Source organism: Agrobacterium sp. 22-226-1 (genome assembly GCF_053522345.1).
Genome location: NZ_JBNWCP010000014.1, coordinates 24,118 through 50,376, shown reverse-complemented (window position 1 = coordinate 50,376; position 26,259 = coordinate 24,118). Strand labels below are relative to the sequence as shown.

Annotated in this window: 25 protein-coding genes; 10 read left to right on the top strand and 15 right to left on the bottom strand. The window is 61.1% G+C overall.

What is annotated here, in order from left to right:
* Positions 1 to 12: 12 nt before the first annotated feature.
* The 3 genes from ACQZ5K_RS20930 to ACQZ5K_RS20920 form a co-directional block, all read right to left on the bottom strand.
* Complete coding sequence (locus ACQZ5K_RS20930) at positions 13 to 774, bottom strand: RES family NAD+ phosphorylase (RefSeq protein ID WP_059754004.1); 762 nt, start codon at positions 772 to 774, stop codon at positions 13 to 15.
* Positions 734 to 1,117, bottom strand: a complete 384-nt coding sequence (locus ACQZ5K_RS20925) for an MbcA/ParS/Xre antitoxin family protein (protein WP_020813119.1) — start codon at positions 1,115 to 1,117, stop codon at positions 734 to 736. Before ACQZ5K_RS20925 ends, ACQZ5K_RS20930 begins: the two co-directional genes overlap by 41 nt.
* A 108-nt stretch (positions 1,118 to 1,225) precedes the next feature.
* On the bottom strand, positions 1,226 to 1,648 hold the full coding sequence (locus ACQZ5K_RS20920; protein WP_003509379.1) for an organic hydroperoxide resistance protein: 423 nt from the start codon (positions 1,646 to 1,648) through the stop codon (positions 1,226 to 1,228).
* A 192-nt stretch (positions 1,649 to 1,840) separates the two neighbouring features.
* Here ACQZ5K_RS20920 and ACQZ5K_RS20915 point away from each other — a divergent pair, with 192 nt between their 5' ends.
* Positions 1,841 to 2,299, top strand: coding sequence for a MarR family winged helix-turn-helix transcriptional regulator (locus ACQZ5K_RS20915; RefSeq protein ID WP_020009598.1), 459 nt, complete (start codon positions 1,841 to 1,843; stop codon positions 2,297 to 2,299).
* A gap of 197 nt (positions 2,300 to 2,496) precedes the next feature.
* Here the strand turns inward: ACQZ5K_RS20915 and ACQZ5K_RS20910 are convergent, their stop codons facing one another.
* Positions 2,497 to 3,222, bottom strand: a complete 726-nt coding sequence (locus ACQZ5K_RS20910) for a L,D-transpeptidase (RefSeq protein ID WP_020812491.1) — start codon at positions 3,220 to 3,222, stop codon at positions 2,497 to 2,499.
* A gap of 155 nt (positions 3,223 to 3,377) precedes the next feature.
* Positions 3,378 to 4,286, bottom strand: coding sequence for a L,D-transpeptidase (locus tag ACQZ5K_RS20905; protein WP_269830300.1), 909 nt, complete (start codon positions 4,284 to 4,286; stop codon positions 3,378 to 3,380).
* Positions 4,287 to 4,453: 167 nt separating this feature from the next.
* Here ACQZ5K_RS20905 and ACQZ5K_RS20900 point away from each other — a divergent pair, with 167 nt between their 5' ends.
* Both ACQZ5K_RS20900 and ACQZ5K_RS20895 read left to right on the top strand, forming a co-directional pair.
* Complete coding sequence (locus tag ACQZ5K_RS20900; RefSeq protein ID WP_448741294.1) at positions 4,454 to 6,865, top strand: heavy metal translocating P-type ATPase; 2,412 nt, start codon at positions 4,454 to 4,456, stop codon at positions 6,863 to 6,865.
* Between the two features lie 153 nt (positions 6,866 to 7,018).
* Entirely contained in the window at positions 7,019 to 7,801 is a 783-nt protein-coding gene (locus tag ACQZ5K_RS20895; protein WP_448741293.1) for a glycosyltransferase family 32 protein, read from the top strand.
* An 86-nt stretch (positions 7,802 to 7,887) separates the two neighbouring features.
* Here ACQZ5K_RS20895 and ACQZ5K_RS20890 read toward each other — a convergent pair whose 3' ends face one another.
* From ACQZ5K_RS20890 to ACQZ5K_RS20875, 4 genes are all read right to left on the bottom strand, one after another.
* The gene (locus ACQZ5K_RS20890) at positions 7,888 to 8,853 is read right to left on the bottom strand and encodes an alpha/beta hydrolase family protein (protein ID WP_448741292.1); all 966 of its coding nucleotides are present in this window, start codon (positions 8,851 to 8,853) and stop codon (positions 7,888 to 7,890) included.
* Positions 8,854 to 9,024: 171 nt separating this feature from the next.
* A complete protein-coding gene (locus ACQZ5K_RS20885; protein WP_448741291.1) occupies positions 9,025 to 10,650 on the bottom strand; it encodes a cisplatin damage response ATP-dependent DNA ligase in 1,626 nt (541 codons plus the stop codon).
* Between the two features lies 1 nt (position 10,651).
* Positions 10,652 to 11,668, bottom strand: a complete 1,017-nt coding sequence (locus ACQZ5K_RS20880; RefSeq protein WP_448741290.1) for a ligase-associated DNA damage response exonuclease — start codon at positions 11,666 to 11,668, stop codon at positions 10,652 to 10,654.
* Between the two features lie 309 nt (positions 11,669 to 11,977).
* Positions 11,978 to 13,507, bottom strand: a complete 1,530-nt coding sequence (locus ACQZ5K_RS20875; RefSeq protein WP_448741289.1) for an MDR family MFS transporter — start codon at positions 13,505 to 13,507, stop codon at positions 11,978 to 11,980.
* Positions 13,508 to 13,648: 141 nt separating this feature from the next.
* Here ACQZ5K_RS20875 and ACQZ5K_RS20870 point away from each other — a divergent pair, with 141 nt between their 5' ends.
* Positions 13,649 to 14,194 carry a MarR family winged helix-turn-helix transcriptional regulator gene (locus ACQZ5K_RS20870; protein ID WP_448741288.1) on the top strand — a complete coding sequence of 182 codons (546 nt, stop codon included), beginning with the start codon at positions 13,649 to 13,651 and terminating at the stop codon, positions 14,192 to 14,194.
* Between the two features lie 52 nt (positions 14,195 to 14,246).
* Positions 14,247 to 14,906: a glutathione S-transferase family protein gene (locus ACQZ5K_RS20865; protein WP_020812500.1), complete on the top strand. Its 660-nt coding sequence runs from the start codon at positions 14,247 to 14,249 to the stop codon at positions 14,904 to 14,906.
* A gap of 66 nt (positions 14,907 to 14,972) precedes the next feature.
* Here ACQZ5K_RS20865 and ACQZ5K_RS20860 read toward each other — a convergent pair whose 3' ends face one another.
* A complete protein-coding gene (locus ACQZ5K_RS20860; RefSeq protein ID WP_137452245.1) occupies positions 14,973 to 15,593 on the bottom strand; it encodes a glutathione S-transferase family protein in 621 nt (206 codons plus the stop codon).
* Between the two features lie 134 nt (positions 15,594 to 15,727).
* Entirely contained in the window at positions 15,728 to 16,726 is a 999-nt protein-coding gene (locus ACQZ5K_RS20855; protein ID WP_448741287.1) for an asparaginase, read from the bottom strand.
* A 73-nt stretch (positions 16,727 to 16,799) separates the two neighbouring features.
* Here ACQZ5K_RS20855 and ACQZ5K_RS20850 point away from each other — a divergent pair, with 73 nt between their 5' ends.
* Positions 16,800 to 17,552, top strand: a complete 753-nt coding sequence (locus ACQZ5K_RS20850; RefSeq protein ID WP_448741286.1) for a DUF3750 domain-containing protein — start codon at positions 16,800 to 16,802, stop codon at positions 17,550 to 17,552.
* A 4-nt stretch (positions 17,553 to 17,556) separates the two neighbouring features.
* On the opposite strand, the gene ACQZ5K_RS20845 is transcribed toward ACQZ5K_RS20850, so the two are convergent.
* Complete coding sequence (locus ACQZ5K_RS20845) at positions 17,557 to 18,900, bottom strand: chloride channel protein (protein WP_448741285.1); 1,344 nt, start codon at positions 18,898 to 18,900, stop codon at positions 17,557 to 17,559.
* A gap of 150 nt (positions 18,901 to 19,050) precedes the next feature.
* Between ACQZ5K_RS20845 and ACQZ5K_RS20840 the strand changes: the two genes are divergently transcribed.
* A complete protein-coding gene (locus ACQZ5K_RS20840; RefSeq protein WP_448741284.1) occupies positions 19,051 to 19,323 on the top strand; it encodes a YlcI/YnfO family protein in 273 nt (90 codons plus the stop codon).
* Entirely contained in the window at positions 19,320 to 19,619 is a 300-nt protein-coding gene (locus ACQZ5K_RS20835) for a type II toxin-antitoxin system RelE/ParE family toxin (protein ID WP_448741283.1), read from the top strand. Before ACQZ5K_RS20840 ends, ACQZ5K_RS20835 begins: the two co-directional genes overlap by 4 nt.
* A gap of 3 nt (positions 19,620 to 19,622) precedes the next feature.
* Here the strand turns inward: ACQZ5K_RS20835 and betA are convergent, their stop codons facing one another.
* The 3 genes from betA to betI form a co-directional block, all read right to left on the bottom strand.
* Positions 19,623 to 21,272: a choline dehydrogenase gene (betA, locus tag ACQZ5K_RS20830; protein WP_448741282.1), complete on the bottom strand. Its 1,650-nt coding sequence runs from the start codon at positions 21,270 to 21,272 to the stop codon at positions 19,623 to 19,625.
* A gap of 227 nt (positions 21,273 to 21,499) precedes the next feature.
* The gene (betB, locus tag ACQZ5K_RS20825) at positions 21,500 to 22,981 is read right to left on the bottom strand and encodes a betaine-aldehyde dehydrogenase (RefSeq protein WP_448741281.1); all 1,482 of its coding nucleotides are present in this window, start codon (positions 22,979 to 22,981) and stop codon (positions 21,500 to 21,502) included.
* A gap of 12 nt (positions 22,982 to 22,993) precedes the next feature.
* A complete protein-coding gene (gene betI, locus ACQZ5K_RS20820; protein ID WP_448741280.1) occupies positions 22,994 to 23,614 on the bottom strand; it encodes a transcriptional regulator BetI in 621 nt (206 codons plus the stop codon).
* 369 nt (positions 23,615 to 23,983) lie between these two features.
* Between betI and ACQZ5K_RS20815 the strand changes: the two genes are divergently transcribed.
* Together ACQZ5K_RS20815 and ACQZ5K_RS20810 are read left to right on the top strand one after the other, a co-directional pair.
* On the top strand, positions 23,984 to 24,220 hold the full coding sequence (locus ACQZ5K_RS20815; protein ID WP_448737430.1) for a ribbon-helix-helix domain-containing protein: 237 nt from the start codon (positions 23,984 to 23,986) through the stop codon (positions 24,218 to 24,220).
* A gap of 182 nt (positions 24,221 to 24,402) precedes the next feature.
* Positions 24,403 to 26,205 (top strand): GGDEF domain-containing protein, encoded by a 1,803-nt coding sequence (locus tag ACQZ5K_RS20810; RefSeq protein WP_269830310.1) that lies wholly within the window; start codon positions 24,403 to 24,405, stop codon positions 26,203 to 26,205.
* The last annotated feature ends 54 nt before the right edge of the window (positions 26,206 to 26,259 follow it).

The window sequence follows — 26,259 nt, the reverse complement described above, 5'->3', positions numbered from 1 at the left end:
AGCAAACGCCCGTCAGCCCAAAAGGCTGGCGAGGCGTGGATCGCCGGCGAAATCCAAAACCGCAAAACCCGTTCTGCGCATCGGAAATTCGCAGAGCGCCTGCACCCCCGTTTTCGACAGGTGGATACGCCAGCTCATCCGTTCCACCGGTGTCTTCGCGGCAAAAGCCTTCGGCGACAGAACCGCGATGTTGAGGCCGCCGGCGGGGTCGCGTACCGAGCGATAGAGGATAGCCTCGATCTTCGCCAGACGCGCCTGATCGGCCAGCGCCTGGCATGGCTCGTAATTCTGCAGATCGGTCCACAGGCGAGCATCCCGGCTCAGTTCCGGTTTCGTCAGGTTGAGCGCCGCATCGGTGGCGATTCGGGCGGCGAAGGCGGAATAGTCGGCGGGATTGGCGGGCAGCGGCGTGCCCGGCGATTCGGCATAAAACAGCAGCCGGTAAAAGGCCATTTCGGCCAGCGCCGTCTCCACCTTCTGGGCGGCGTAATAGACGCCTTCGGTATAGCCCGCGCGGCGGAAGCGCGAACCATGCGGATAGGCGGCTCCATATCGGAAGGGCGTGGCGAGAAGATAATCGAAACCGGCGCATTCCGGCGGAAACGGCCGCTTGCTCGTCTCCAGAATATCTTCCAGCAGCGATTGCTCCTCCACCGTATCCACCAGTTTCATGGTGGAGACCTGATGCTGCGCTTCCACCAGCCGCCAGTATTTTCCCGATACGGCGCGTTTTTCAGACAGGAGCGCGTCGGGCGTCCAGATAGGAGAGGACATCGATCAATCCGGTAATGGTGGTCAGTTTGTCGGCAGGCACGGCGTTCAGCGCGACATTGTGATTGCGCAGCCAGTTTTTCGCCACGGCCTCATCGCCGCCGGCAATCGCATCCAGCGAGCGGAAAACCCGGATCAGCAGCACCGCAAGCTCGAAGGATTTGGCGCCCGGCTCCAGCAGGAAATCGAGCCGTTTCATGCGCGACACGGTGGGGGCGGAAACGCCGAGAATATCGGCCGTGCGCGCGGCATTAAGGCCCAGCCGCTCGGCCGCGGCGATAACTGCCTTGGTGACGACCCTGCCCTGCGAGGCGGGATCCATGGCGCTCTTGGCGTGAATATTCATGGCGCATATCCTTTCCTTGGAAAGAATATAGCATTTTTCTTTCTGAAAACAAGAAGGCCGGGATGAACCCGGCCTCATTGTTCAGATAGCTTGCTCACGCAAATTGGATTAGGCCACGGAGACCGGCACTTCCGTGGAGGTGCGCATGGCGTGGCTGTACGGGCAGACGATGTGAGCGGCGGCAACCAGCTTTTCGGCGACTTCGCGCTCGACGCCCGGAATATTGGCCTTCAGCGACACTTCGATGCCGAAGCCGCCGCCATCTTCGCGCGGGCCGATGCCGACGGTTGCCGTCACAGTCGTGTCTTCAGGAATCTTTACCTTTTCCTTGCCGGCGACAAATTTCAGCGCGCCCAGGAAGCAGGCGGAATAACCGGCTGCGAAAAGCTGCTCAGGATTGGTGCCACGGGCGCCATCGCCGCCCAGCTCCTTCGGAACGGTCAGCGTCACGTCGAGAACGCCGTCTTCCGACTTGGCGTTGCCGGCGCGGCCACCGGTGGCGGATGCTTTGGTCGTGTAGAGAATGGGCATGACATTTACTCCTTCGGGTTGGTGTTAGGCATCTTATAACGCACAATTAAATTGTGCGCAATATAGTTTTGCACATTGAATGAAATTTTGTTTTTTGCGATAATTTTCACGAAATTTCGCCGCGCATCCATGCGGCAGGAACCGAAAGCGGGGGCTGATTGTTCCCTTCCCGGTTGATTTTGGAGCAGGAAAATGGACGCAGAGGGCGACGAGAAGAAGATGGAAAGCCTGTTGAGGCTGGACCAGCAGATATGTTTTGCCCTTTATGGCGCGGCACACGCCTTCACGCGCGCCTATAAGCCGCTGCTCGACCCGATCGGGCTGACCTATCCGCAATATCTTGTCATGATGGCGCTATGGGAAAAAGAGACATCCACCGTCAAGGCGCTCGGCGAAATGCTGGGCCTCGATTCGGGCACGCTGTCGCCGCTGCTGAAAAGGCTCGAACATGCGGGCCTGATTACCCGCAAGCGCGGCACGGTGGATGAGCGGCAGGTGCTGGTGGCCCTGACGCCGAAGGGCGCAAACCTCAAAAAAGAGGGCGTGAAGATCATGGCTGCGATCGGCAGCGCCACCGGCTGCGGGCTGGAAGAGCTGGTGCAGATTCGTGACCGGGTGAATGCGCTGAAGGACAGTCTCAGCCGGCCCTAACCCTCCGGCAAGTCACAAGGGCTGATAATCTTTCTTCCGTCATGCTCGGGCCTGTCCCGAGCATCTGCAACGTATTGATTTAGTGTGACGTGATTAGATCCTCGGGACGAGCCCGAGGATGACGTCGAGTATGGGGACAGGTTTTCCTTAAATTAAAGGCGGCACAGGGCCGCCTTTTTATGCGAAGGAGGCTCGGCTTACTGCCAGACCACCACACGCGCCTTCTGCGGCACGCGGTCGTAAAGATCGATGACGTCCTGGTTCATCAGGCGCACGCAGCCGGAAGAGACGGCCTTGCCGATGGAGTTCCATTCCGGCGAACCGTGCAGACGGTAGAGCGTGTCCTTGCCGTTCTGGAAGATATAAAGGGCGCGTGCGCCGAGCGGGTTCTTCAGGCCCGGCGGCATGCCGCCGTTCTTGGAGGAATATTTGACCAGTTCCGGCTGGCGAGCGACCATTTCGTCCGGCGGGGTCCATTTCGGCCACTTCTGACGCCACTGGATGACGCCCTCGCCCGACCAGGCGAAACCTTCGCGGCCAATGCCGACGCCGTAACGCATGGCGCTGCCGCCCTGCTCCACGACATAAAGAAAGCGCGAACGCGTATCGACAACCACGGTGCCGGGACGTTCGCCGGTCGGGTCGACAACCCGCTGGCGGTAATAACGGCGGTCGATTTTCTGATAGGGGACGGCGGGAATGACGTAACCGCCATCCTCAACCGAGCCGTACATGACGGCCAGTTCCGCATCGCTGACGCCCGGCGAAAACATCTGCCGGAAATCGCTGCCGATGGCGCTTGCCTGCTGGCGAATGGCTTCCCCCGTGCCCGACGAAGCGCAGCCTGCGAGAAGCGAAGCGGAGGAGATGCCGAGAAGGGAAAGGAAGGTGCGTCTGGAAAGATCTGTGTCGGTGCTTGTCATAAGGCCGGTTTGTCCCACATTTCGAACGGCTATATCGCCGTTGTACGTCATTTGTTCCGTGTCATGCGTATTGCGAAAATAGTTAACCGACCGCTAAAAGCCAGTCACAAGGCGCTGGCGGAATGGGTCCAATATCTCTTTCTTTTAGAACGTGTTCAGATAACCACAATCTGCGCCCCTTGCGGCACACGCTCGTAGAGATCGATCACATCCTGATTGAGCATGCGCACGCAGCCGGAGGACGTCGCCTTGCCGACGGATTGCCAGTCCGGCGTGCCATGCACGCGGTAAAGCGTGTCCTTGCCATCCTTGAAGATATAAAGCGCACGCGCCCCGAGCGGGTTGTTGAGACCGGGCGTCATGCCGCCATTGGCGGCGGAGATGGAGGCGAGTTCCGGCTGACGCTTGACCATTTCATCGGGCGGCGTCCAGCGCGGCCATTTCGCCTTCCACTGGATCTTGCCGCGGCCCGACCAGGCATAACCGTCACGCCCCAGCCCAACGCCGTAACGGATCGCCTTGCCGCCGGACTGCACGAGATAGAGAAAATGCTGTCTGGTATCGACGATAATGGTGCCGGGGGCTTCCGCCGTCTGGTAGCTCACTTCCTGCCTGAGATAACGCGGATCGATGCGGCCATAGGGAATGGCCGGCAGCGAGCGGTCCTCATCGCGGATCGGGCCATACATGACCCGGTGCAGCGGATTGGAGACAGGCAGGCCATAGGCCATCGCCTGGCCCTGCGGCTGCTGCGCGTTAGAACCCTGCACCTGCGGGGCTTGCAGCCCCTGCCCGCGCACCGGCGGACCGTATTCCTGATGGAAGCGGGTTCTGAACAAATCCGGCGGGCGCGTTGAAAGCTGGCCCGGCTGCGGCGGCAGTTCCGGCTGGCGATTGGAACTGACGGAGTTGAAATTGAATACCGGCGCCGTTTCCCTGACGAAAACATCCGGGTCCATCCGGGTCGTATCCGTCACGAAAAGGCAGCCGCTCATGAGAGGCAGCAGGGCAAGCCCCGCCAGAGAGGCCGCCCGGCGACCGTTTTTCAAAAGGAGTGCTATCATCTGAACCGCTTCATGGAATCCAATCTGCCGGCATGATGAACCGTGCGGCTGGCGCGAAGCTGGCGTCGGTTTTTCAAAAAAAATCGAAAAACCGCATTTTTGCTCTTGAAGCTCTAGTTGCTAGAGGTGCCAGATTGGCTGTCGACTGGAATTCAGGAGCGGAAACCATGAATATTTCGACAGGCATAAACATCAAGGGCAAAGACGACGAGCAACTGACCTTCTCCGTTGGCGGCATGGATTGCGGCAGCTGCGCGGCGAAAATCGAAACCGCGCTTTCCCGCCTGCCGGGCGTTGCCGACGTCAAGGTTTCCGTTGCGCGCGAAAGGCTGAACCTTTCGCTGGCCGAAAGCAAAACCTCGGTGGAAAAAATCGAAGACACGCTGCGCAAGCTCGGATTCAAACCGGCCCTGCTGCCGCAGGAAAAGACCGCGCGAGAAAAAGCCGCAGATCACAATCACGATCATGACCACGGATCATGCGGCGGCCATCACCACGACCACGATCATTCAGATCATGACCATTCGGGGCATGACCATTCCGCGCACGATCACGCGTCCTGCGGCGGGCATGATCATGACCACTCCAAGCATGACCATTCTGGTCACGATCATTCCAGCCACGACCACGCAAAACATTCACATAGTTCCGCACCCGTGGTTGCAGCCCAGAGCGCGGAAGTGGGACATGCCCATGGTGCGGATGAAAAAGGCGCTTGGTGGCGCACCGCAAAGGCGCGCAACACCTTCACCGGCACCGTTCTGGTCGCCATCGCCTATGCGGCGGAACTGAGCTTCCCGGCATGGGGCGGTTACGCCTTCATCATCGCCACGCTGGTCACGCTCTTCCCCATCGCGAAGAACGCCTTCAACGCCGCCCGTTTCGGCGCGATCTTCACCATCGAAATGCTGATGACGATTGCCGCCATCGGCGCGATCATCATCGGCGAGGCGGAAGAGGCGGCCATCGTCGTGTTGCTCTTCTCCGTCGGCGAATTGCTGGAAGGCTTCGCGGCTGCCCGCGCCCGCTCGGGCATCAAGGCGCTCGGTTCGCTGCTGCCGAAAACGGCTCTGGTGGAGGAAAACGGCGCGCTGCGGCAGGTCGCGGCCGATCAGGTGCGCATCGGCCAGGTGGTCGTGGCGCGTCCCGGCGACCGCATCGCCGCCGATGGCGTTGTCATGGAAGGCCAGTCCAGCGTCGACGAATCGCCGATGACCGGCGAGAGCATTCCCGTCGCCAAGGAAAAGGGCGCACGCGTCTTTGCCGGCTCGATCAACCATGACGGCTCGCTGCGCATCCGCGTCGACCGCGCGCCGGAAGACAACACCATTGCCCGCATCATCACGCTTGTCGAGGAAGCGCAGGATGCGCGTGCCCCGACCGAGCGCTTCATCCAGAGCTTCTCGCGTTATTACATGCCGCTGATCGTGGCGATCTCGGTGCTGACCATCATCGTGCCGCCGCTTGTCGGCCTCGGCGACTGGGATACCTGGATTTATCGCGGTCTCGCTTTGCTGCTGATCGGTTGCCCCTGCGCGCTGGTCATCTCGGTTCCAGCGGCCATCGCCTCCAGCCTTTCGGCCGCGGCACGCCACGGCATGCTGGTGAAGGGCGGCGCGGTCATCGAAATGCTGGCGCGCACCGAAACCGTCGCCTTCGACAAGACCGGCACGCTAACGCTCGGCGAACCTGTCGTGACAGACGTGGTGGCGCTGAACGGCAACGAGGCCGAGCTGATTGCGCAAGCCGCAACCATCGAGCACGAATCGAGCCATCCGCTCGCCCGCGCCATCGTCAATCATGCCGAAAAGCTGGGCGTGAAGCCCCTGCCCGGCTCCAACATCAAGGCGATTTCCGGTCGCGGCATGCAGGGAAATGTCGGCGGGAAAGACCTCTTCATCGGCGCACCGCGCTTTGCAACGGAAGTCGGCACCCTCTCGAAGGAACTGGCCGATCGCATTTCCGCAATGGAAAGCGAAGGCAAGACGGTGGCTGTCGTGATAGTCGGCGGGGCGGCAAGCGGCCTCTTCGCCATGCGCGATGAGCCGCGCAAGGATGCGGCCGAAGGCGTGAAAGCGCTGAAGGAAATGGGCATTTCCTCGCTGATGCTGTCGGGCGACAATGCCCGCACGGCGCGCGCCATTGGCAACAAGCTGGGCCTTGAGGCGCGCGGTGAACTGCTGCCGCAGAACAAGGTCGAAGAAATCCGCAAGCTTGCCGAAAAGAAGACCGTGGTGATGGTGGGTGACGGCATCAACGATGCGCCGGCCCTTGCGGCGGCCAGCGTCGGCGTCGCCATCGGTTCCGGAACAGACGTGGCGATGGAAGCGGCGGATGCGGCGCTGATGCGCAACAATGTCGGCGACGCCGCCCGCCTGATCGGCCTGTCGCGCGCCACTATGCTGAATATCCGCCAGAACGTGACCATCGCGCTCGGCCTGAAGGCGGTCTTCCTTGTCACCACCGTCACCGGCGTTTCTGGCCTGTGGCTCGCCGTTTTCGCCGATACCGGCGCGACGGTTCTGGTGACCGCCAACGCCATGCGGCTGCTCGGCTATTTCAACCGCAACAAGGGCTGACATTCCATTTGCGTGAAAGACGGCCGGGTCTCGTCAATCGAGGCCCGGCCGTCTCATTTACGGCATATTGACAAACTAATTGCGTCCAATAAATACCGCGTACCGCCGTTTCCACGCGCGTGACAATCGATTCCACGCGCAGGAGCGCTGAACTTGGCAAAGCATGGCTATAACCGCATCGCGTACCGCGCGATCAAGATCGGTGGGAACATCGCCAAGGTCATCTTTTCCATCGATTTGTTCATCCGGCCCGGCAGAAGAAAAACGCTTCCGCAGTATCAGCCTGCCAGACGCAGCCCGAAATTGGAAAAGGCCATTCCCCGCATCATCTGGCAGACGAATTACTCCAACCGGGTAACGACGCCGATCTATGCGAATTTCCTGTTCAACCGTTGGCTGACGCCGGAATTCGAATATCGCTACCATGATGACGAAGCGTGCCAGGCCTATATCGACCGGCATTTTCCCGGACGTTACGCCGACGCCTTCCGTCGCCTGCAGGTGGGCGCTGCCAAGGCGGATTTCTGGCGTATTCTGGTGCTGCTGCAGGAAGGCGGCATCTATCTCGATATCGATTCCAATTTTGCGGCCCGCCCCGAGGATGTGATCGGCCCGCAGGAAGAGGCCGTTTTCATCGCCATGAAAAGCGGCGAGATCACGAATTACTTCATGGCCTCCAGGCCCGGCCACCCGGCGCTCAGGCTGATGGCCGACCGTATTTCCCAGAATATCGAAGACGGAACGCTCGCCAGTGTCTACGACATGACCGGCCCGACGGTGGTGCATGCCGTCGTCAAGGAACTGGGGCTTCCGGTCCGCAATTACCGCGAAATGTGCACCCAGGGGCAGTTCACCAACAAGCGCGCCCAATATGCCGACAAAAAAGACGGCGCATGGTGGGCGGAGCAGGCCAAGACGTCCATCGTCAAGAACTAGGGCATCTCCGGCAAACGTGCGAAGCGGTTTGGCCGGACGTGCTCCTGGACCTCACGCATCCCTAAAACAGCGGCACAGTTCGCATTTCAGACGAAGGCGTTGAAAAGGCGGATGCTCTCCTCCACCGCATGCGGCACCACGCCAATATGGGTGCCGGGCAACAGCTTCTTGTCGACCTTGAAGCCGGATGTCAGGGCGCGATCCACGAAAAGCTGGTGATCGGCATCGAAAGGCCGTTCCTCCGTGCCGCGCAGAAGCAGTGCCGGACATTTGAGGCTGGGTCCGAAGCAGACGGAGGAGCGCATGATGAATTCGCGCTCGTCGGTCTCGTCGAAGCAGATCTCGTCGCTATAGCGGTTGAAATAACGCCAGGAATTGACGCCGGCGGAGATGGGTGCCGCGGCGCGGAACCTGCGGCTCATGGCGGCCAGAAGCGTCAGCGTGCCGCCGTTGGAATGGCCGGCGATGAAGAAGCGGTTTCTGTCGATGCCGGGAAGGTTTTCCAGATAGGTGGCCGCCGCCAGCGCATCCGCCGTTTCGTCGTAGAAACCGGAATAATTGCCGCTCTGGCCGTTTTCACCACGGAACGACGGCAGAAGCACGACATAGCCCGCTTCCCAATAGGGCTTCATCAGCGCCCAATGGCCGTCTCCGGTGGCGTTGCCGCCATGAAGAAAAAGTACGGCGGGCTTCAGCGTTTTTGACGGCTGGTAATGGGAGAGCCAGGCGACAAGTTCGATGGACCCATCCGGCCCGCCGGGATAGGTGACACGTTCCGCCCCGGGCGGCGTGCCGAGCGCCGAGGATTTTTCCGGTGCAGCCATTTTTCGCAAGAGATGGGTGTGGAACCGTTTGCGCGCCTCCGCATAATCCTGCCGTTCCAGCGGCAACACTTCGGGCGCGGCAATGCCCGCTTTCGCACGGAGCGGCAAAAATGCAGCCGCTGACAGCCCCATGGCGCCGGCCAGAAGGCTTCGCCGCGTCAAGCTCGGCAAGATGGTGCCGCTCTCTTCCTGTCCGAAGGCTGAGGAAAGAAAGCGTTTGTCTGCCATATGGTCACCTGAAGGGATGGTTGTAACAGCAGTTCAACACTGCGGCGGGAGGCTGTCCAATCACGGATTCGCGAATGACAACAATATATTCGCAGCCATCATGGCAATTTCTGGACAGTGTCTTTCCCGTTCCCGCGCCTGTCACGGAGGATAAGGGGCGGCCAGGGCACCCTACACCTCTACAGCATCGATCATCGCCACCAGCGTCGAAAGCCTGTCCGCCTCCGCCGGCAGCTTGTCGGCACGCAGCCGCGCAATGCGCGGGAAGCGCATGGCGACGCCGGATTTGTGGCGGGTGGAACGGTTGATGCCCTCGAAGGCCACCTCCAGCACGAAGCCGAAATCCGGCGTGGCGCGCACCGCCCGTACTGGGCCGAAACGCTCGACCGTGTTGTCGCGCACGAACTTGTCCAGCACCTCCAGCTCCGCATCGGTGAAGCCGAAATAGGCCTTTCCGACAGGCACCAGCTGTTCGCCATCCTCGCCTTCCGCCCAGACGCCGAAGGTGAAATCGGAATAATAGCTAGAGCGCTTGCCGTGGCCGCGCTGCGCATACATCATCACGGCGTCGATATTATAGGGATCGCGTTTCCACTTGAACCATGGGCCCTTGGCGCGGCCGGCCTGATAGGCGCTGTCGCGACGCTTGATCATCACGCCCTCGATCACCGGATCGGGCGGGGCGGCGCGCAGCGTGTCGAGTTCCTGCCAGCTGGAAAAGCCGATCAGCGGCGAGAGGTCGAAACGATCATGCGGCGCGTGCTCGATAATATCCGACAGGCGGCCGCGACGCTCCAGATAAGTCTGCGCGCGAATATCGCTCTCGCCCTCGAACAGCAAGTCATAGGCGCGGATGAAGGCTGGATAATCATCCAGCATCTTCGCTGTGACCGACTTGCGGTTCAGCCGCTGCTGCAGGTCGGAAAAGGTGCGGGTGAGATTGTTGGAGCGCGCTGTGCCGCCGATCAGCAACTCGCCATCCATCACGCCTTCGAAATCTATCGCCTCCAGAACATCGGGAAAGGCGCCGGAAATATCGTCGCCGGAGCGGGAGTAGAGTTTTCGCGTGGCGCCTGCGCGGGACAATTGCACGCGAATGCCGTCCCATTTCCATTCGGCGGCGTAGTCGGCCGGGTCCAATGCATCGAGGTCGCCATCCGCCACCGGCGTTGCCAGCATCACCGAGTGGAAGATGGCGGGCGTCGCCAGCACCGGCCGCTCCGCCCTGCCCTCAAGCCAGGCGAAAAGCGGCGTATAGGGCGGCGTCAGCCCGTGCCAGAGGGTCTCGATTTCGGTGATGTCTTTCCCGGCAAAATCCGCCAGCGCCTGCCGTGCCAGCCGCGCCGAAACGCCGATGCGCAGGCTGCCGGTGGCGAGTTTGAGGAAAGCGAAACGCGAGGATGTATCGAGCCGGTCGAGCAGATCGCGCACCGCGCTGCGCACCTCCGTGCGGCCGAGCGAATTCATCAGGGTGACGACGTCGCCGAGGCGCGGGTCCTGCGCCTCGGAATCATCCGCTCCGCCGATATTGCCCCAGACCAGCGATATGGTCTCGGCAAGATCGCCGACATAATCATAGGAATAGCGAAAGAGCACCTCGTCCATCCGCTCCAGCACCAGCTCGCGCAGCAGGGCGGGTTTGACGCTTTTGAGGTCCAGCGTGCCGGCAATCGCCGCAAGCCCGTAACCCCGGTCGGGATCGGGCGTATCGCGGAAATAATCGGTCAGCAGCTTCAGCTTGCCGTTGCGCGAGGGGGTGAGAACGAGGCGGTCGAGCAGCGTGGCGAAGGCTTTCATTTCAATCCCCCTCATCCTCGTAACCGACAAGATGCAGCGGCTTGGCGGCAATGCCCTGCAACTCGCACCAGCGCACCAACGCCTCCTCACGGCCATGGGTGACCCAGACGGCCTGCGGGGAAATTTCCCTGATCGTCTCCAGAAGTTCCGGCCAGTCGCAATGGTCGGAGATCACCAGCGGCAGTTCCACACCGCCCTGTTTGGCGCGTTGCCGCACCATCATCCAGCCGGAGGCGAAAGCGATGAGCGGTTCGTTGAAGCGCCGCGCCCAACGTTCCTGAAAAGCCGATGGCGGACCGACGACAATCGCGCCCTTGAAGGCGGAAGGATCGCTTTTTTCGAGCGTTGCGGGGCGCAGATCGCCGAGATCGATGCCCTGCGAGACGTAATAATCGCAAAGCCGCGCCAGCGCGCCGTGAATATAGATGGGATCGGAATAACCGTTGTCCCGCAAAAGCCGGATGACGCGCTGTGCCTTGCCGAGCGAATAGGCCCCGACAAGATGGGTTCGTTCGGGAAACTGTTTTATGGAGGTGAGCAGCTTGCCGATTTCCACGCGCGGCAGCGGATGGTGAAACACCGGCAGGCCGAAGGTGGCCTCGGTGATGAAGACATCACAGGGAACGGTCTCGAAGGGCGCGCAGGTGGGGTCGACGCCGCGCTTGTAATCGCCGGATGCGACGATGCGCAGGCCGTTCATTTCCACCGAGATTTGCGCCGAACCCAGCACATGGCCGGCGGGATGGAAACCGGCGGTGACGCCGTTCACCTCCACCGTCTCGCCGAATGCCACCGCCTGCTCGCTGCCGCAGAAATCCTCACCATAACGGATACGCATGATATCCAGCGTCTGGCGCGTGGCCAGCACCGCGCCATGGCCGGCGCGGGCGTGATCGGAATGGCCATGGGTGATGAGCGCCCGCGCCACCGGGCGCACGGGATCGATATAAAAATCGCCCGCCGGGCAATAAAGGCCCTTGGGCGTGGAATTCAGGAGCTGTTCCGGCTTCATATTCATTGAGATAGGGCCGCCCGCGCGAATGTAAAGTGCTGCGAGCATAACGCGGAACGGGCGTTAAATTTCCAGTGTCGGTGTTTTTGTTTTACGGGACCCATGGTGGTGAGACGCATTGCACGGCCCCTCCTTTCCCTCATTCCTGTGCTCGTCACAGGAATCCAGCCAACGCGCGTCCGCGCGGTGGGAAGAGTCTTTTCAGCCCAAGGACTTGGGCTGGCTGGATCCCTGTGACAAGCACAGGGATGGGGGTATGGTGAGCAACGTGAACAAGGTGCGTCAATCCCATCGCACCGTCTTAGGTGACAGCTCTTACTCCCCCGCCCATTCGGCCGGCTTCGCCTGCACTGCCGCCGGCAACCGCACCGGTTTCAGCATCAGCGCCGCCGCAAGGCCGATGGCGGCGGTTGCGGCCGCAACGAAGAAGAGCGGCGTAAACGCATCCGAATAGAGCGAGGCGACGGCGGCCTGCGAGGCGGCGGGGAGTTCGGAGAGCATTTTCGGCGTCAGTTCTTCGATCTTGCCGACGCCGGGAATATCCACCGCCACGCCCTTGAGGCTCGACGATACGATGGCGCCATAGACCGAAATGGCAATGGCAGCGCCACCCATGCGGGTCAGCGTCACCGCGCCGCTCGCCGCACCGATATCCGCCTTGGGTGCCGAATTCTGCACGCCGATGATCGGCGCCTGCTGACCGAGTCCGACGGCAAAGCCTTGTGCCAACATAAGGACCGCAATCACCCAAAGCGGCGTTCCGGCATGCATCTGCGTGAACAGCAGCATGGCGACGAGGTTGATGGAGAGACCCGCCACCGAGAAGGGCTTGTAGACGCCGGTGATCGAAATCAGCCGTCCCGCCGAAAGCGAGCCCATGACGATGCCGCCGGTGACGGCGATGAAGAACAGGCCGGCATGGGAGGGCGAAAGCCCGGTCGTGGTCTGCAGGAACAGGGCATAATAATTGACCATGCCGATACCGATGCCGCCGCTGGTCAGCGACACGATCATCAACAGCGGAAAGGTGCTGTCCTTGAAGAGACGCAGCGGCACGACGGGTTCCGGTGCGCGGCGTTCCACCTGCACCCACAGGAAAGCGGCGATGACGGCGAAAGCGATGATGCCGAGGCTGGGGCCTGCGATCAGCGAGCCGAACAATTCGCTGCTGTCAGCCCAGAAGACCACGCTGGCAATGGTGGCCGCCAAGAGGACCGCACCGAGATAATCGATCTTCGGCTGGCGAGCCGGGCGGCGATAGGGCAGCATCAACGCCAGCCCTGCAATGACGATAATGCCGAGCGGCAGGTTGATGAGGAAGATCGACCGCCAGCCGAACAGGTCGCTCATCGTGCCGCCGAGGATCGGGCCGACGCTGCCTGACGCCATGATGGTGAGGCTGGAGTAGCTCTGGTAGCGGGCGCGTTCGCGCGGTTCGAACAGATCCGCATTGACGGAGAAGATCGACACCATGATGCCGCCGCCGCCAAGGCCCTGCAGAACGCGGGCGGCAATCAGCGAATCCATCGACCATGCCAGCCCGCAGGCGAGCGAACCGAGCGTGAAGATGACGACCGCCGCGATCATCACATATTTGCGGCCGAACAGATCGCCGAGCTTGCCATAAACGGGCATGACCGCGCTGGTGGCCAGAAGATAGGCCGAGCCGATCCAGCCGAAACGCTCCAGCGCGCCGAACTCGCCGACGATGGTGGGCAGTGCTGTCGATACGATCTGGTTATCGAGGGTCGCCATGAACATGGCCAGCATCAGGAACAGAAAGACGATGAGCCTGCGCCGATGATCCGACACAAGCGGCGCCACGGGGGCGGTGGACATATCCATGAAAAATCTCGTTGGCTTCCGGCGGTTTTGCTGCGACAATTTGTGTGCTATCAGCATATATATGTCAATGGCAAGTTTTTGACATCTGTGCTATTGCCGCTAAATGTGATCGGAAAACAGCATCGAAAGGGACGATGAAGCGTGGCGACTGAGGAAAACTGGAACGAGGATCTGCCCGAGGACATCAAGCGGATCGGCAATACGATGACGCGCATGCGCATCATGATCGGCCGCCGCATCATCGGCCGCATGGCGCTTGCCAAGCTCGCTCCGGGTCTCGAACTTTCCCATATCGACGTTCTCGATATTCTGCGCCGCGCGGAAGGCGATGTTACCGTGGGTGCGATTGCCGAGGGCATGCGCATCGACCCTTCCCGCGGTAGCCGGGTGGTGGCGGACATGGTCGGGCGCGGCCTGCTGAAACGCGGCGTTTCCCAGGAGGACGGCCGCCGCAGCATTGTCGAGATCACACCGCTCGGCACGAGTCTTTTGCAGGAAATGCGCCGGACCAAGATGAGCGTCATCGAGGACGTGATGGATGGATGGCCGGCGGAGGATGTGGAGACATTCGCCCGCCTGTTCGAACGTTTCATCGACCGTTTCGAATATCGCCTGTCGCCGGATACGGACTTCTTCACGGATCAGAAAAAATCATCGCTGCCCCGGCGATCTGCAACTTCACTTTAAAACGACGAAACCGTAACGTGCCGCGCATCGAACTGGTCAAGGGGTAATTTCGATGTTGACGATCTACGGTGTCTACCGTTCCCGTGCCACGCGCACGCTGTGGCTTGCAGGTGAACTGGGCATAGAATTCAAGCATGTGCCCGTGATACAGGCCCGCCGCCTTGCCGACCCGCTGGCTGCGGATGCGCCGCTCAACACGCTGTCTCCCGCCTTTCTCGCCGTCAACCCGATGGGCACCATTCCCTGCATTGAGGATGACGGCATGGTGCTTTACGAATCCATGGCCATCAATCTTTATCTCGCCCGCAAATATGGCGGACCGCTCGCCCCCATCGACCTGAAGGAAGATGCGGCGATGCTGCAATGGTCCTTCTTTGCCGCCACTGAAGTCGAAACCAATTCGCTGAAGATTTCCTCCGCCATCGCCGAAGGCCTTTCGGAAAGCGATAGCGGCAAGGCCGTGATCGATGTCGCCGCCCGGCTGCTGAAGCGCCCCTTCCGGGTGCTGGAGCAGCATCTTTCCAGCCACGACTATCTGGTGGGCGACCGTTTCACCGTCGCCGATCTCAACGCGGCGGAAATCGTTCGTTACGCGCAGGGCCACAAGCCGCTGTTCGACGCCCATCCGGCGCTGAAAGCCTGGCTGGATCGCTGCCAGGCCCGCACGGCGTTCAAGACGATGTGGGATACGCGTGCGGCCGAGGCGGCCTGAGCGGTTAAGCTCCTTACCCCTCCGTCATGCCGGACCTGATCCGGCATGACGGAAATACTGAGCCTCTCAGCCCCTCTCTCCCGCCAGCGCCCGCTGCACCGCCGGGCGGTCGTTCATGCGGCGGAAGTGGTCGTGCACTTTCGGGAAGCGGGCAATATCCACCCCATCGCTTTCCAGCCAGCCGGACATGACGAAAAGATAGGGATCGGCAACGGAATAGGCGGTGCCAAGAACCCATGGGCCGTGCAGCATGCCGTGCTCGATCAGTTCGAAGCACTCGCCCATGGTCTGCGGCACCTTGGCTTTCATATCGGCCAGCGAACTATTCTCATTCGCCCAGCGGCTGCCGCGCCGGCCATGCGCGTGGGCGACATGCACGGTGGAGGAAATGAAGGCGTTGAAGGACTGCATCAGCGCGAATTCGAAGGGATCGTCGAGCGGTGCGAGCTTCTTTTCCGGCGCCATCTGGGCGATGAAGGCGAGGATGGCGGGCGTCTCCGTCAGCACGCCGCTTGCCGTGGCCAGCGCCGGCACGCGACCCTTGGGATTAATCTTTAAAAATGCCTCGGAGCGTTGCTCGCCCTCCGCGAAATTGACGCGATGGGCCTTGTAAGGCAGGCCGGATTCCTCAAGCACGATATGGCTGGCGCGGGAGCAGGAACCGGGGGAAAAGAACAGTGTGAACATGGATATGCGACCTCCAAAGCAATGAAGCGCCCGTTTTTTCCTCATGCGAACGCCGCCCCTCGGCGGCCATGGGATGGCCGTCACACGCAGGGCAGGTCATCATCGTGCCCGCAACCGGCCGCGTCAAAGGTTATTTAAAGCCCGACAACTCTGACATCGCCGACATGGATGCCGTTCCAGTTGCGCATCTGCCGGTTCGCCATGCCGCTCAAAGCCTGCTGCTCGGCGCTGCCTTCATCGAAATAGCGGGCCAGCAGTGCCGAAACCATGGCTTCCGCCGCACGCGTCGTGCCGTCTTCGCATTTAACCGCCATGGCAATGCCCTTTTCCGGCAGGGCGGCGACAAAAACGCCCTCCGCGCCGGTCTTTGCGAAGATTTTTCCCGGCGCGATCTGCATCAGTTTCGTGCAGGCGCGGCCGGTGCCCGCCACGTAAAAGGGCTCCGCCATGCAGGCCTCGATGAGACGGCGCGAGGCTTTCGCACGGCCCGCTTCCAGCCCCCTGCCCGTCGCCATTTTCGCGAAACCATGCGCCAGCCCTTTGAGCGGAACGGCATAGGTGGGGATGGAGCAGCCATCCACGCCGCAATTGTCCTGGCCGAGTGTCGCACCCGTCAGGCTTGCCATCGTGGCGCGGATTTCCCGCTGCAGCGGGTGATCGTAACCGACATAGCCCTTAGGGTCAGTGCCGGTGTGGCAGCAGGCGCAGATGAAGCCCGAATGTTTGCCGGAACAATTATTGTGAAGCGCCGTCGGCTTTTCCAGCGTGCGGGCCTGATGGATGATGGTTTTCTGGTCGGAAGACCAGTGCGCGCCGCATTCCAGCGTATCGGCATCCCTGCCGGCTTTTGCCAGCATCGAAGCGGCGAGCTCCACATGCGCGTCCTCGCCGGAATGGGAGGAACAGGCAAGCGCCAGTTCGCGGTTGCCGAAGCCGTAGGCATCCGCAGCACCGCTTTCCACCAGCGGCAGCGCCTGCATGGCCTTGCAGGCGGAACGCGGGAAGATGCCGCGCTCGATATCTCCAGCCGAAAACAGCACGCCGCCATCGCCATCCACCACCACGGCAAGGCCCTGATGGCGGCTTTCCACGAAGTTGCCGCGGGTGACTTCGACGGTAACGGAATTGTTCATTTTCGCAGCCTCAAAAAATTCTGATTTCATGTGGTTGATACCGCAATTGATTTTTCGATGCACGGGGCTGTTCGTGAAATTTGCAAAACGTCTGCTGCTGGCGATTGCCGTTATCTATCTGCTTCCCGCGCTGGCATCGGCCGGGCTGTGGGCCATGAAGGACCATCCGCGCGGCTGGAACGCCGCAAGATGGTCGTCCTCCGGCATGCTGCCGGCAGCGTCCAGCAACGGCGAGGCCGCCGTTTACGTCTTTTCCGCCATGACAGGCGGTTTCAAGGGCTCCGTCGCCAGTCACGCCTGGGTCGTGCTGAAAAAGCCCGGCGCTGCGAGCTATGACCGTTACGACAAGGTGGGCTGGGGCACGCCGATCCGCCACAATGGTTATGCGGCGGATGCCTACTGGTATTCCAACATGCCGCGCCAGGTGGTGGCCATTCATGGCGCGGAGGCGGAAAAGCTGATTCCGAAGATCGAAAAGGCGATTGCCGATTACCCCTATGGCCGGCCGGGCGGCTATCGCATTTATCCCGGCCCAAACTCCAACACCTTCGTTGCCCATGTGCTGCGCAGCGTGCCGGAACTCGGCGTCGTGCTGCCGCCGGATGCCGTCGGTCGCGATTATCTGCCGGACGGCGCGTTTTATCACATCGCCGATGACTGGAAGGATGCAAGCGTTTCGCTCGGCGGCCTGTTCGGCATTTCGGCGGGTGCGCGCAGTGGTTTCGAGATCAATTTTCTCGGTCTTGTCGCCGGCATCGATTTCAGCCGGCCGGGCGTGAAGATACCGGGGCTCGGTTATTTCGGCGTGGCGGGCATCCGGGCATAAACGGTTAGGTTTCGCTGGCCTGAGCGGCGCGCCGGGCGCGGATGCTCTGGGCGATGAAGACCCGCGACAGGCCATGATAAAGCGGCTCGCGGGAGAAAAGCCGCGACGTCAGATATCCGAGCATCGATGCGGCCATGATGGGCATGACGCCTTCATGATTGCCGGTCATTTCAAGGATGATGACAAAGGCCGTCATCGGCGCCTGCACCACGCCCGCAAAATAACCCGCCATGCCGACGATGGCGCCAAGGCCGATGCTGGTGCCGAGCAGGGTGGCCATGGTGCTGCCGAAGCCCGCGCCTACCGACAAAGACGGTGCGAAGATGCCGCCCGGAATGCCCGACATCATGGCAAGAAAAGTCGCTGCCAGTTTTTCGATGAAGAAGAATGCCGGCGCAGCTTCGCCCTCGATTGCCGCGCGCGCCTGTTCGTAACCGGTTCCGAAGGTCGCGCCGCCCGTTGCGATGCCGAGGACGGCGGAAGCAAGGCCGCAGGCGGCGGCGACCGCCAGCATCCGCTTCAGCGGCATGGCCTGCGCAAAGCGCCGGATGCGGGCGGAAAGACGCAAGGCGCCTGCGCTGAACAGCGCGCCGCACGCGCCGCCGCCAATGCCGCAGACCAGAACCAGCAGCCAGTCCATGGCCGTTTTCGCCATCACCGAACTGGTGCCGAAATAGGTATAGCTGCCGACCAGCGCCAGCGAAGCGAGGCCCGACAGGATGACGGCGGTGAGGACGAGGCCATTGGCGCGGGATTCATAGGTCTTGCTCATTTCCTCGATGGCGAAGACGATGCCGGCGAGCGGCGTGTTGAAGGCCGCCGCGATGCCCGCCGCCGAGCCAGCGAGAATGAGGCCCTTCGCCTGCGCCATGCCGCCCCAGCGGGCGGCCTGCAGCATGATCGAGGCGCCAACCTGAACGGTTGGGCCCTCACGGCCGATGGAGGCACCGGAGAGCAGGCCGACGACGGTCAACACCACCTTGCCGAAAGCGAGTTTCAGCGACAGAAGCCGCGAACGGTCCGCATCTTCCCGCAGGTGCCGCGCAGCGATGGCCTGCGGAATGCCGCTGCCGCCGGCATTGGGAAAAACCGTGATCGCGAGCCAGGCGCAGAGCGTGAAGCCGAGCGGCGTGATGATGAGCGGCAGCAGAAACGCCCATTCGCCCGATGAGGTCGCCGCAAAGAAAAGATGCTGGGCTCGATCCGCCGCCCACGCAAACCCGACGCTGATAAGGCCGACCGCAATCGCGCCAATCCAGAAAACCGCCCTCGGCCTCCACACCCGCCACGAACCCCACACGACACGGGAACGGCGGAGCATCTTCAGCTTTTTGTAGTCGACGGGCATGGCGGTCCAGATCGGTAATTTTGATGGTCGTCATCAGGCGGGAAGCCCGTTTATCCGCCTCTCGGGCGGGGATTGCAAGGTTTTGCATTTGACAGGTTGCCCCTATCGGCGCATTCTACGCATCGCAATTGCAACGCATGGAGACGCAATATGAAAACGGCGACATTGCCTTCGCTGCGGGTAACGGCGGATTTTCGCGAGGCTGCCGAAAGCGTGCTGAAGGACGGCGAGACGCTCTCTTCCTTCGTTGAAGAGTCCGTGCGCAGGCAGGTGCAAATCCGTAAATCGCAGGCGGAGTTCATTGCGCGCGGGCTGGCCTCGCTCGAAGAATCCAAACGGACGGGGATTTTTTATTCGGCCGAAGAGGTGCATGCGGAATTGCGGGCGATGCTCGCCGCCAAGAAAGCTGAGCGTGGCGAGTGACCTTCAATCTCCGGTACACGATTGCAGCCCGAGCGGACATAACCCGGCTATATGATTTTTTACTGGAAAAGGATTTTTTGACGGCGGAAAAAGCCGTGGACCGCATCATTTCGACGATTGAGGGACTGAGCGAGTTTCCTTTCGCAACGCGCAAGACGCCTGGGGACAACGCACTCTTACGAGAACTGATCGTTCCGTTCGGATCTTCCGGTTACATCGTCCTCATTCAAATCGAAGATGCGGAAACCGTGTCCATCCTCGCGATCCGCCACCAGCGCGAGGACGATTACCATTGATCCTCACCGGTCGCTGACGGCCGCGCGCGGGTTTACCCAAGGTTCCTGATTGGAACGCGGCAGCGGCGTTTTTCCGAGAATGTGGTCCGCCGCTTTTTCGCCGGTCATGATCGACGGGCCGTTGAGGTTGCCATAGGTCACATGCGGGAAGATCGAGCTGTCAGCCACCCGCAAGCCTTCCACGCCGATGACCCGGCATTCGGGATCGACGACGGCCATCGGGTCGTCCCTGTCGCCCATGCGGCAGGTGCCGCAGGGGTGATAGGCGCTTTCCAGATGCTCCCGCAAAAAGGTATCGATCTCCTCATCCGTCTCCACGTTTTCGCCGGGCTGGATTTCCGGCCCGCGAAAATCGTCAAAGGCTTTCTGGCTGAAGATGTCGCGCGTCAGGCGCACGCAATGGCGAAACTTCTCCCAGTCTTCCGGGTGGCTCATATAGTTGAAGCGGATGACCGGGTCGTCATGCGGATCTGCGGAACGCAATGTAACATTGCCACGCGATTTCGACAGGTTGTAACCCACATGCACCTGAAAACCATGGCTTTTCGCCGCCGCCTTGCCGTCATAGGAAATGGCGACCGGCAGGAAATGATACTGGATGTCAGGCTGCTTCAGACCGGCTGCTGAGCGCAGGAAAGCACAGGCCTCGAACTGGTTGGAAGCGCCAAGCCCGCCTTTCGACAGCAGCCATTGCGCACCCGCCACGCCCTGCCAGAACCATGGCAGCCAGGAATAAAGCGAGACCGGCTTGGTGGAGACCTGCTGAAAATAAAACTCCATATGGTCCTGAAGATTTGCGCCCACGCCCGGACGATCCGCCTTCACCTCGATGCCCATGTCTTTCAGGTGCGCGGCGGGGCCAATGCCTGAAAGCATCAGCAGTTTCGGCGAATTGAAGGAGGAGGCCGAGACGATGACCTCGCGATTGGCCGTGATGGTTTCCACCACGCCCTTGCGCTCGATCTCGATGCCAACCGCGCGGCCGTTCTCGATGACGACCTTGCGGGCGAAGCCGTTGACCAGCGTGACATTGCCGCGCTTCAGCGCCGGTTTCAGATAGGCATTGGCGGCGGACCAGCGGCGGCCATTGTGGATGGTCTGCTCCATCAGGCCGAAACCCTCCTGCTTGAAGCCGTTATAGTCGTCGGTCAGTTCGAAACCGGCCTGTGCGCCGGCCTGAATGAAGGCGTGGAACAGCGGATTGTTGACCGGGCCGCGCTGCACATGCAGCGGCCCATCCGTGCCGCGCCAGCCTTCCTCGCCGCCATGGCTGTGTTCCATGCGCTTGAAGTAAGGCAGCACATCTGCATAGGCCCAGCCATGCGCGCCAAGCTCTTCCCACCGGTTGAAATCCTCGGCATGGCCGCGCACGTAAACGAGGCCGTTGATGGAGGACGAACCGCCGATGACTTTTCCGCGCGGGGCCGTAATCCTGCGGTTGTCGAGGTTCGGCTCGGGCTCGGAGAGATAGCCCCAATTATAGCGCTTCATGCTCATCGGCCATGCGAGTGCGGCCGGCATCTGGATGAAGGGGCCGAAATCCGACCCACCGGCCTCGATGACAATCACCGAATAGCGGCCGTCTTCCGACAGGCGATAGGCGATGGCGGAGCCTGCGGAACCCGAACCGACGATGATGTAATCTGCTTGCATGATTTGCTCCACTTGGGGCTTTGGTTCCGATGAATGTATTGGGGTGGGGCATACCCCCCTCTGCCCTGCCGGGCATCTCCCCCACAAGGAGGGAGATCGGCAAGACGATGGGACATCCCTTCAGTTGCGACCTCGAAGTAGGGCGCGACGTGGCCGCAGGTCGATCTCCCCCCTTGTGGGGGAGATGTCCGGCAGGACAGAGGGGGGTGAACCCCACCCACTGAACCTCAATAAGGCGCGTCCACCTTCCCAGTGCTCACATAAACCGTCTTCAACTCGCTATAATGCTCCAGCGCGGCCGCCGAATTCTCGCGGCCGAAGCCAGATTGCTTGGAGCCGCCGAAGGGGATTTCGACCGGGCAGAGATTATAGGTATTGATCCACAACGTACCCGCCTCCAGCTGGTCGACCACGCGATGGGCGCGGGCGAGATCGGCGGTGAAGACGCCGCCGGCGAGGCCGAATTCGGTGGCGTTGGCGCGGGTAAGAACCTCGTCTTCATCGTCGAAATCCAGCACGCACATGACGGGCCCGAAGATTTCCTCACGGGCGATGGTCATGTCGTCGGTCACATCGGCGAAGACGGTCGGCTGCACATAAGCGCCCTCGCCCGAAACATTGTTGGGAATGCCGCCGCCGGTGATGAGCGTCGCGCCTTCCGCCCTGCCCTTTTCGATATAGGAAAGGACCTTCTCCTGCTGGGCCTTGGAGACCAGCGGGCCGAGATGGGTGGCGTAGTCGAGCGGATCGCCGAGGATCATCGCCTCCGTGCGGCGCTTCAGATTGTCGAGGAAACGCTCCTTCGCCTTTTTCTGCACGAAAACGCGCGTGCCGTTGGAGCAGACCTGGCCGGAGGAATAGAAATTGCCGAGCATGGCCCCGCCGACAGCGCTTTCGATATCGGCATCGTCGAAGACGATCAGCGGCGACTTGCCGCCAAGTTCCATCGTCACATGCTTCAGATGCCCGGCAGCGGCAGCGGCCACCTTGCGGCCGGTCGGGACTGAGCCGGTAAGCGAGACCTTGGCCACATCGGGGTGATTGACCAGCAGCGGCCCGGTATCGCGATCACCCTGAATGACGTTGAACAAGCCTTTGGGCAGGCCGGCTTCGATGAGGATTTCGGCGATCTTCAAGGCGCCGAGCGGGGTGTTTTCCGAGGGCTTGAAGACCATGGCGTTACCGGCGACCAGCGCAGGCGCGGCCTTCCAGCAGGCAATCTGCTGCGGATAGTTCCACGCGCCGATGCCGACGCAAACGCCGAGCGGCACGCGCTTGGTATAGGCGAAATCGCCGCCGAGGGGGATGTAATCGCCGTTCAGCGCGGAAGGGGCGATGCCGCCGAAAAACTCGAAAGCATCCGCGCCGGAGGTCGGATCGGCGACGATGGTTTCCTGAATGGGCTTGCCGGTATCCAGTGTCTCCAGCGTGGACAACGCATCGTTGCGCTCCCGCATGATATCGGCGGCGCGTTTGAGGATGCGGCCGCGCGCCATGGGGCTCATCGCCGCCCATTCCTTCTGCGCGCGTTTGGCCGAGGCGATGGCGCGCTCGACGATGGCAGGTGTTGCCGCGTACAGCCTTGCGATCACCTCCCCGGTGGCCGGGAAGACGCTCTCGAACGGCGTGCCGGTATTGTCCTCGACATACGCCCCGTCGATGAAATGCGAGGCTTTCGGCTGCGCCTTGAGCGGCGTGGCGATGGTCATGTCGAAGTCTCCTTAAAGAACGCGGATGGACGGCTTTTGGCGCTGCCCATCGGGAAATGATTTGAGCTGCATGTCGAAATAGTCCTCGACAAGCGCCGGCGCGGAGGCGAGGCCAAGCGGGGCGGAACGCAGGCTGTGACGAATATAAAGCCCGTCGATCAGGGCCGCCGCCCCTTCCGCGATGCGCGCGGCATCATCGGGCGGGCAAAGCCGGTTGAGGCTGGCCATGAGATTGGAGCGCAGGCGGCGGGAATAAACAACCAGCAGCCGCCGGGTTTCTTCCGAGCGCTGCGCCTCGACATAAAAGGCAAGCCATGCCGCCACCGTTTCGGGCGTGAACTGGTCGCTCTGGAAGGAGACATGCACGATGGCGCTCAGCCTTTCGCGCGGGCCGGAAGCGCGGGTCAAAGCCGCCACCGCATCACGCCTGAGATCGCGCAGCAGGCTGCGAATGGTTTCCAGCAGAAGCTGCTGCTTGCTGCCGAAATAATGATGCGCGAGCGCAGCCGACACGCCCGCTTCCCGGGCGATATCCGACATCGTCACATTCAGCGAACCATGGTGGCCTATGGTGCGAAGCGCCGCATCCACCAGCGCCTTGCGGCGCAGAGGCTCCATTCCGATCTTGGGCATAAGCGTCTCCTTGATGGCGGCAAAATATTCTTGATTGATCGATCAATCAATAAAAAAAGCGTCATTTTATGTCGCTGATTTGCGATGGATCATATTTTCCGCCGCCGGACAGTGATAGTTTCGCAGGCATCGGCCAGCGCGGCGAGCCCCATGCTGCCGCCCGGTTCACGGGGGAAAAACTAAACCGTGATATACTGCGAATTGGGAATGGAATGCGTTTCGTGCTAATATCGCTGATGATACAAATTTCGCTGGAAGCGGCGCCAGACGAAAGACGATAAAAACGCCCGCCATAGACCACGACGGCATCCGATCCGCGAACCGGACATCGAAGGACCGCTCGCAGCGTTTAAAGAAGGGAGTGATATCATGCCAATGGTGACAGTATCGATTTCCCCGGAACAGGCAGCAAGAATGCGCGAGGCCGTGAATTGCGGCGCTTACGCATCCGGCAGCGAGGTCGTCAGGGCAGCGCTGAGACTATGGGCGGCCTCCGCCGGACCTGGCGTGGGCGCAAAGTCCACGGAGCCTGTCGAAGCGGACCGGGAACGCATGAACGTTGCGGAACTTTATGCCGCGCACACCGGGCATGTCCGCCGGGCATAAGGCCCGGCGTAACAACCCTCCATATTGAAAGGGTTGTAACAAAACGTTCATCAAAGCTTCACAGTCGTGAAAGCTTTTGTTGACCTGTAATCTGCGATTGTTCGCCGCAAAAGAGACGGGTTCCCGATGGCGCATTCCACACGGCGCGCCACCAAAGGGACCGGCAATAGCGGAGAATAGAAATGCAGGCCGTCACGCTGGAGAACGATGTCATAAGGCGTTTTGCCTCCGGGCACATGTTTCCCATGGCGAAACTGGTGCTAGAAACGGCATTTCAGCCGATTGTCGAGGCAACGACAGGCACGATTTTCGGTTATGAATCGCTGATGCGCGGCCATGACCGGCTCGGTTTTTCCAATCCGCTGGCGCTTCTCGATCAGGCTGCCGCGGATGGCGAGCTGAAGGCCTTCGAGCAGATGCTGGCGAGCCGGGCGCTGGCGAAATTTTCCACCCTGCCCGATTTTTCCTCCGCCACCCTGTTCCTCAATCTCGATGTCCGGCTGATCCCGCATGGCGACGCCATTCTCGACAAGCTCGTCGGCCATCTGGCACGGGCGGGCATTCCGGCCTCCTCCATCTGTTTCGAGCTTTCCGAACGTTTCGACAATACCAGCGTGCCGGAATTCACGGCGCTGATTGCCCGCATGCGCAAGGAAGGCTTCAAGCTGGCGATAGACGATTTCGGCGCCGGTCACGGCGAGATGAAGCTGCTCTGCGACTTCCCGCTGGATTACCTGAAGATCGACCGGCATTTCATCACCGGCGTCGACCAATTGCCGCGCAAGCAGCACCTTGTGCGCAACATCGTCAACATCGCCCATGTTCTTGGCGTCAGGGTCATTGCGGAAGGCATCGAAACCGAAGCGGAATTTCTGACCTGCCGCGAATTCGGCGTCGATCTGGTGCAGGGCTGGCTGATCGCGAGGCCCACGGTCTTCACCAGCGAGCTGCCGGAGAGCTTTCCCCACATCAACCGCATCGGCGTGGCGCGGCGCAGCAGCCAGACGCTGGATGAGATTCTCATCCGCCGCGAAATCGAGCGTCTTCCGACCGTCTTCGAGCATGACAGCGTCGACAGCGTCTTCGAACTGTTCCGCAGAAATCCGCAGCAGGCGTTTTTCCCGGTTCTCAACGCCAATGGCGAACCGCGCGGCGTCATCAACGAATATCACCTCAAGGAATATATCTACCGGCCCTTCGGCCGCGACCTGCTCAAGAACAAGATTTACGAGCGCACCATTTCCCATTTCGTCGATCCCGCGCCGATTGTCGGCCTCGATGCCGATGCCGACCAATTGATGAACATGTTCGCCAGCATGGGCGGCAGCGCCTGCATCATCCTCACCGAAAACATGCGTTACGCCGGCATCGTTTCCGCCGCTTCGCTCATCAAGGTCATCAACGAAAAACAGCTGAAGATGGCGCAGGACCAAAACCCGTTGACGGCGCTGCCCGGCAACCGCGCGATTGGCGGCTTCATTGCCGACCGTTGCAGCGACGGCGACGAGGCGCGCTTCTTCTGCTATTGCGACTTCGATAATTTCAAACCCTTCAACGACAAATACGGCTTCAACGCCGGCGACCACGCCATCACCCTGTTTTCGGCCCTGATGCGCCGTTACTTTTTTGCCGGCGATTGTTTCCTCGGCCATATTGGCGGCGACGACTTCTTCATCGGCGTGCGCGACTGGACGGTGGGAGAACTGACGGAAATCCTTGAGCGGCTGCTCAGCGATTTTCACGACGACGTCGCCGAACTCTATTCGGACGAGGACCGCGCCGCCGGCTGCATGAAAGGCCAGGACCGCCACGGCAATGAGCGGGACTTCGCGCTGCTGCGTTGCTCCATTGGCGTTCTGACTTTGCCGAAAGGGCTTATCATCGCCAATCCCGAGCGGATCGGCAGCGAGATCGCGGGTGTGAAGGCGGCTGCGAAGGAAAACGAAGGCGGTCTCGTCGTCCGGGTCTTCGGCGAGACAAATTGACACTCGTGACAAACGGCCTCCTTCCCTAAGCGGTGCATCTGACCTACATCTTCA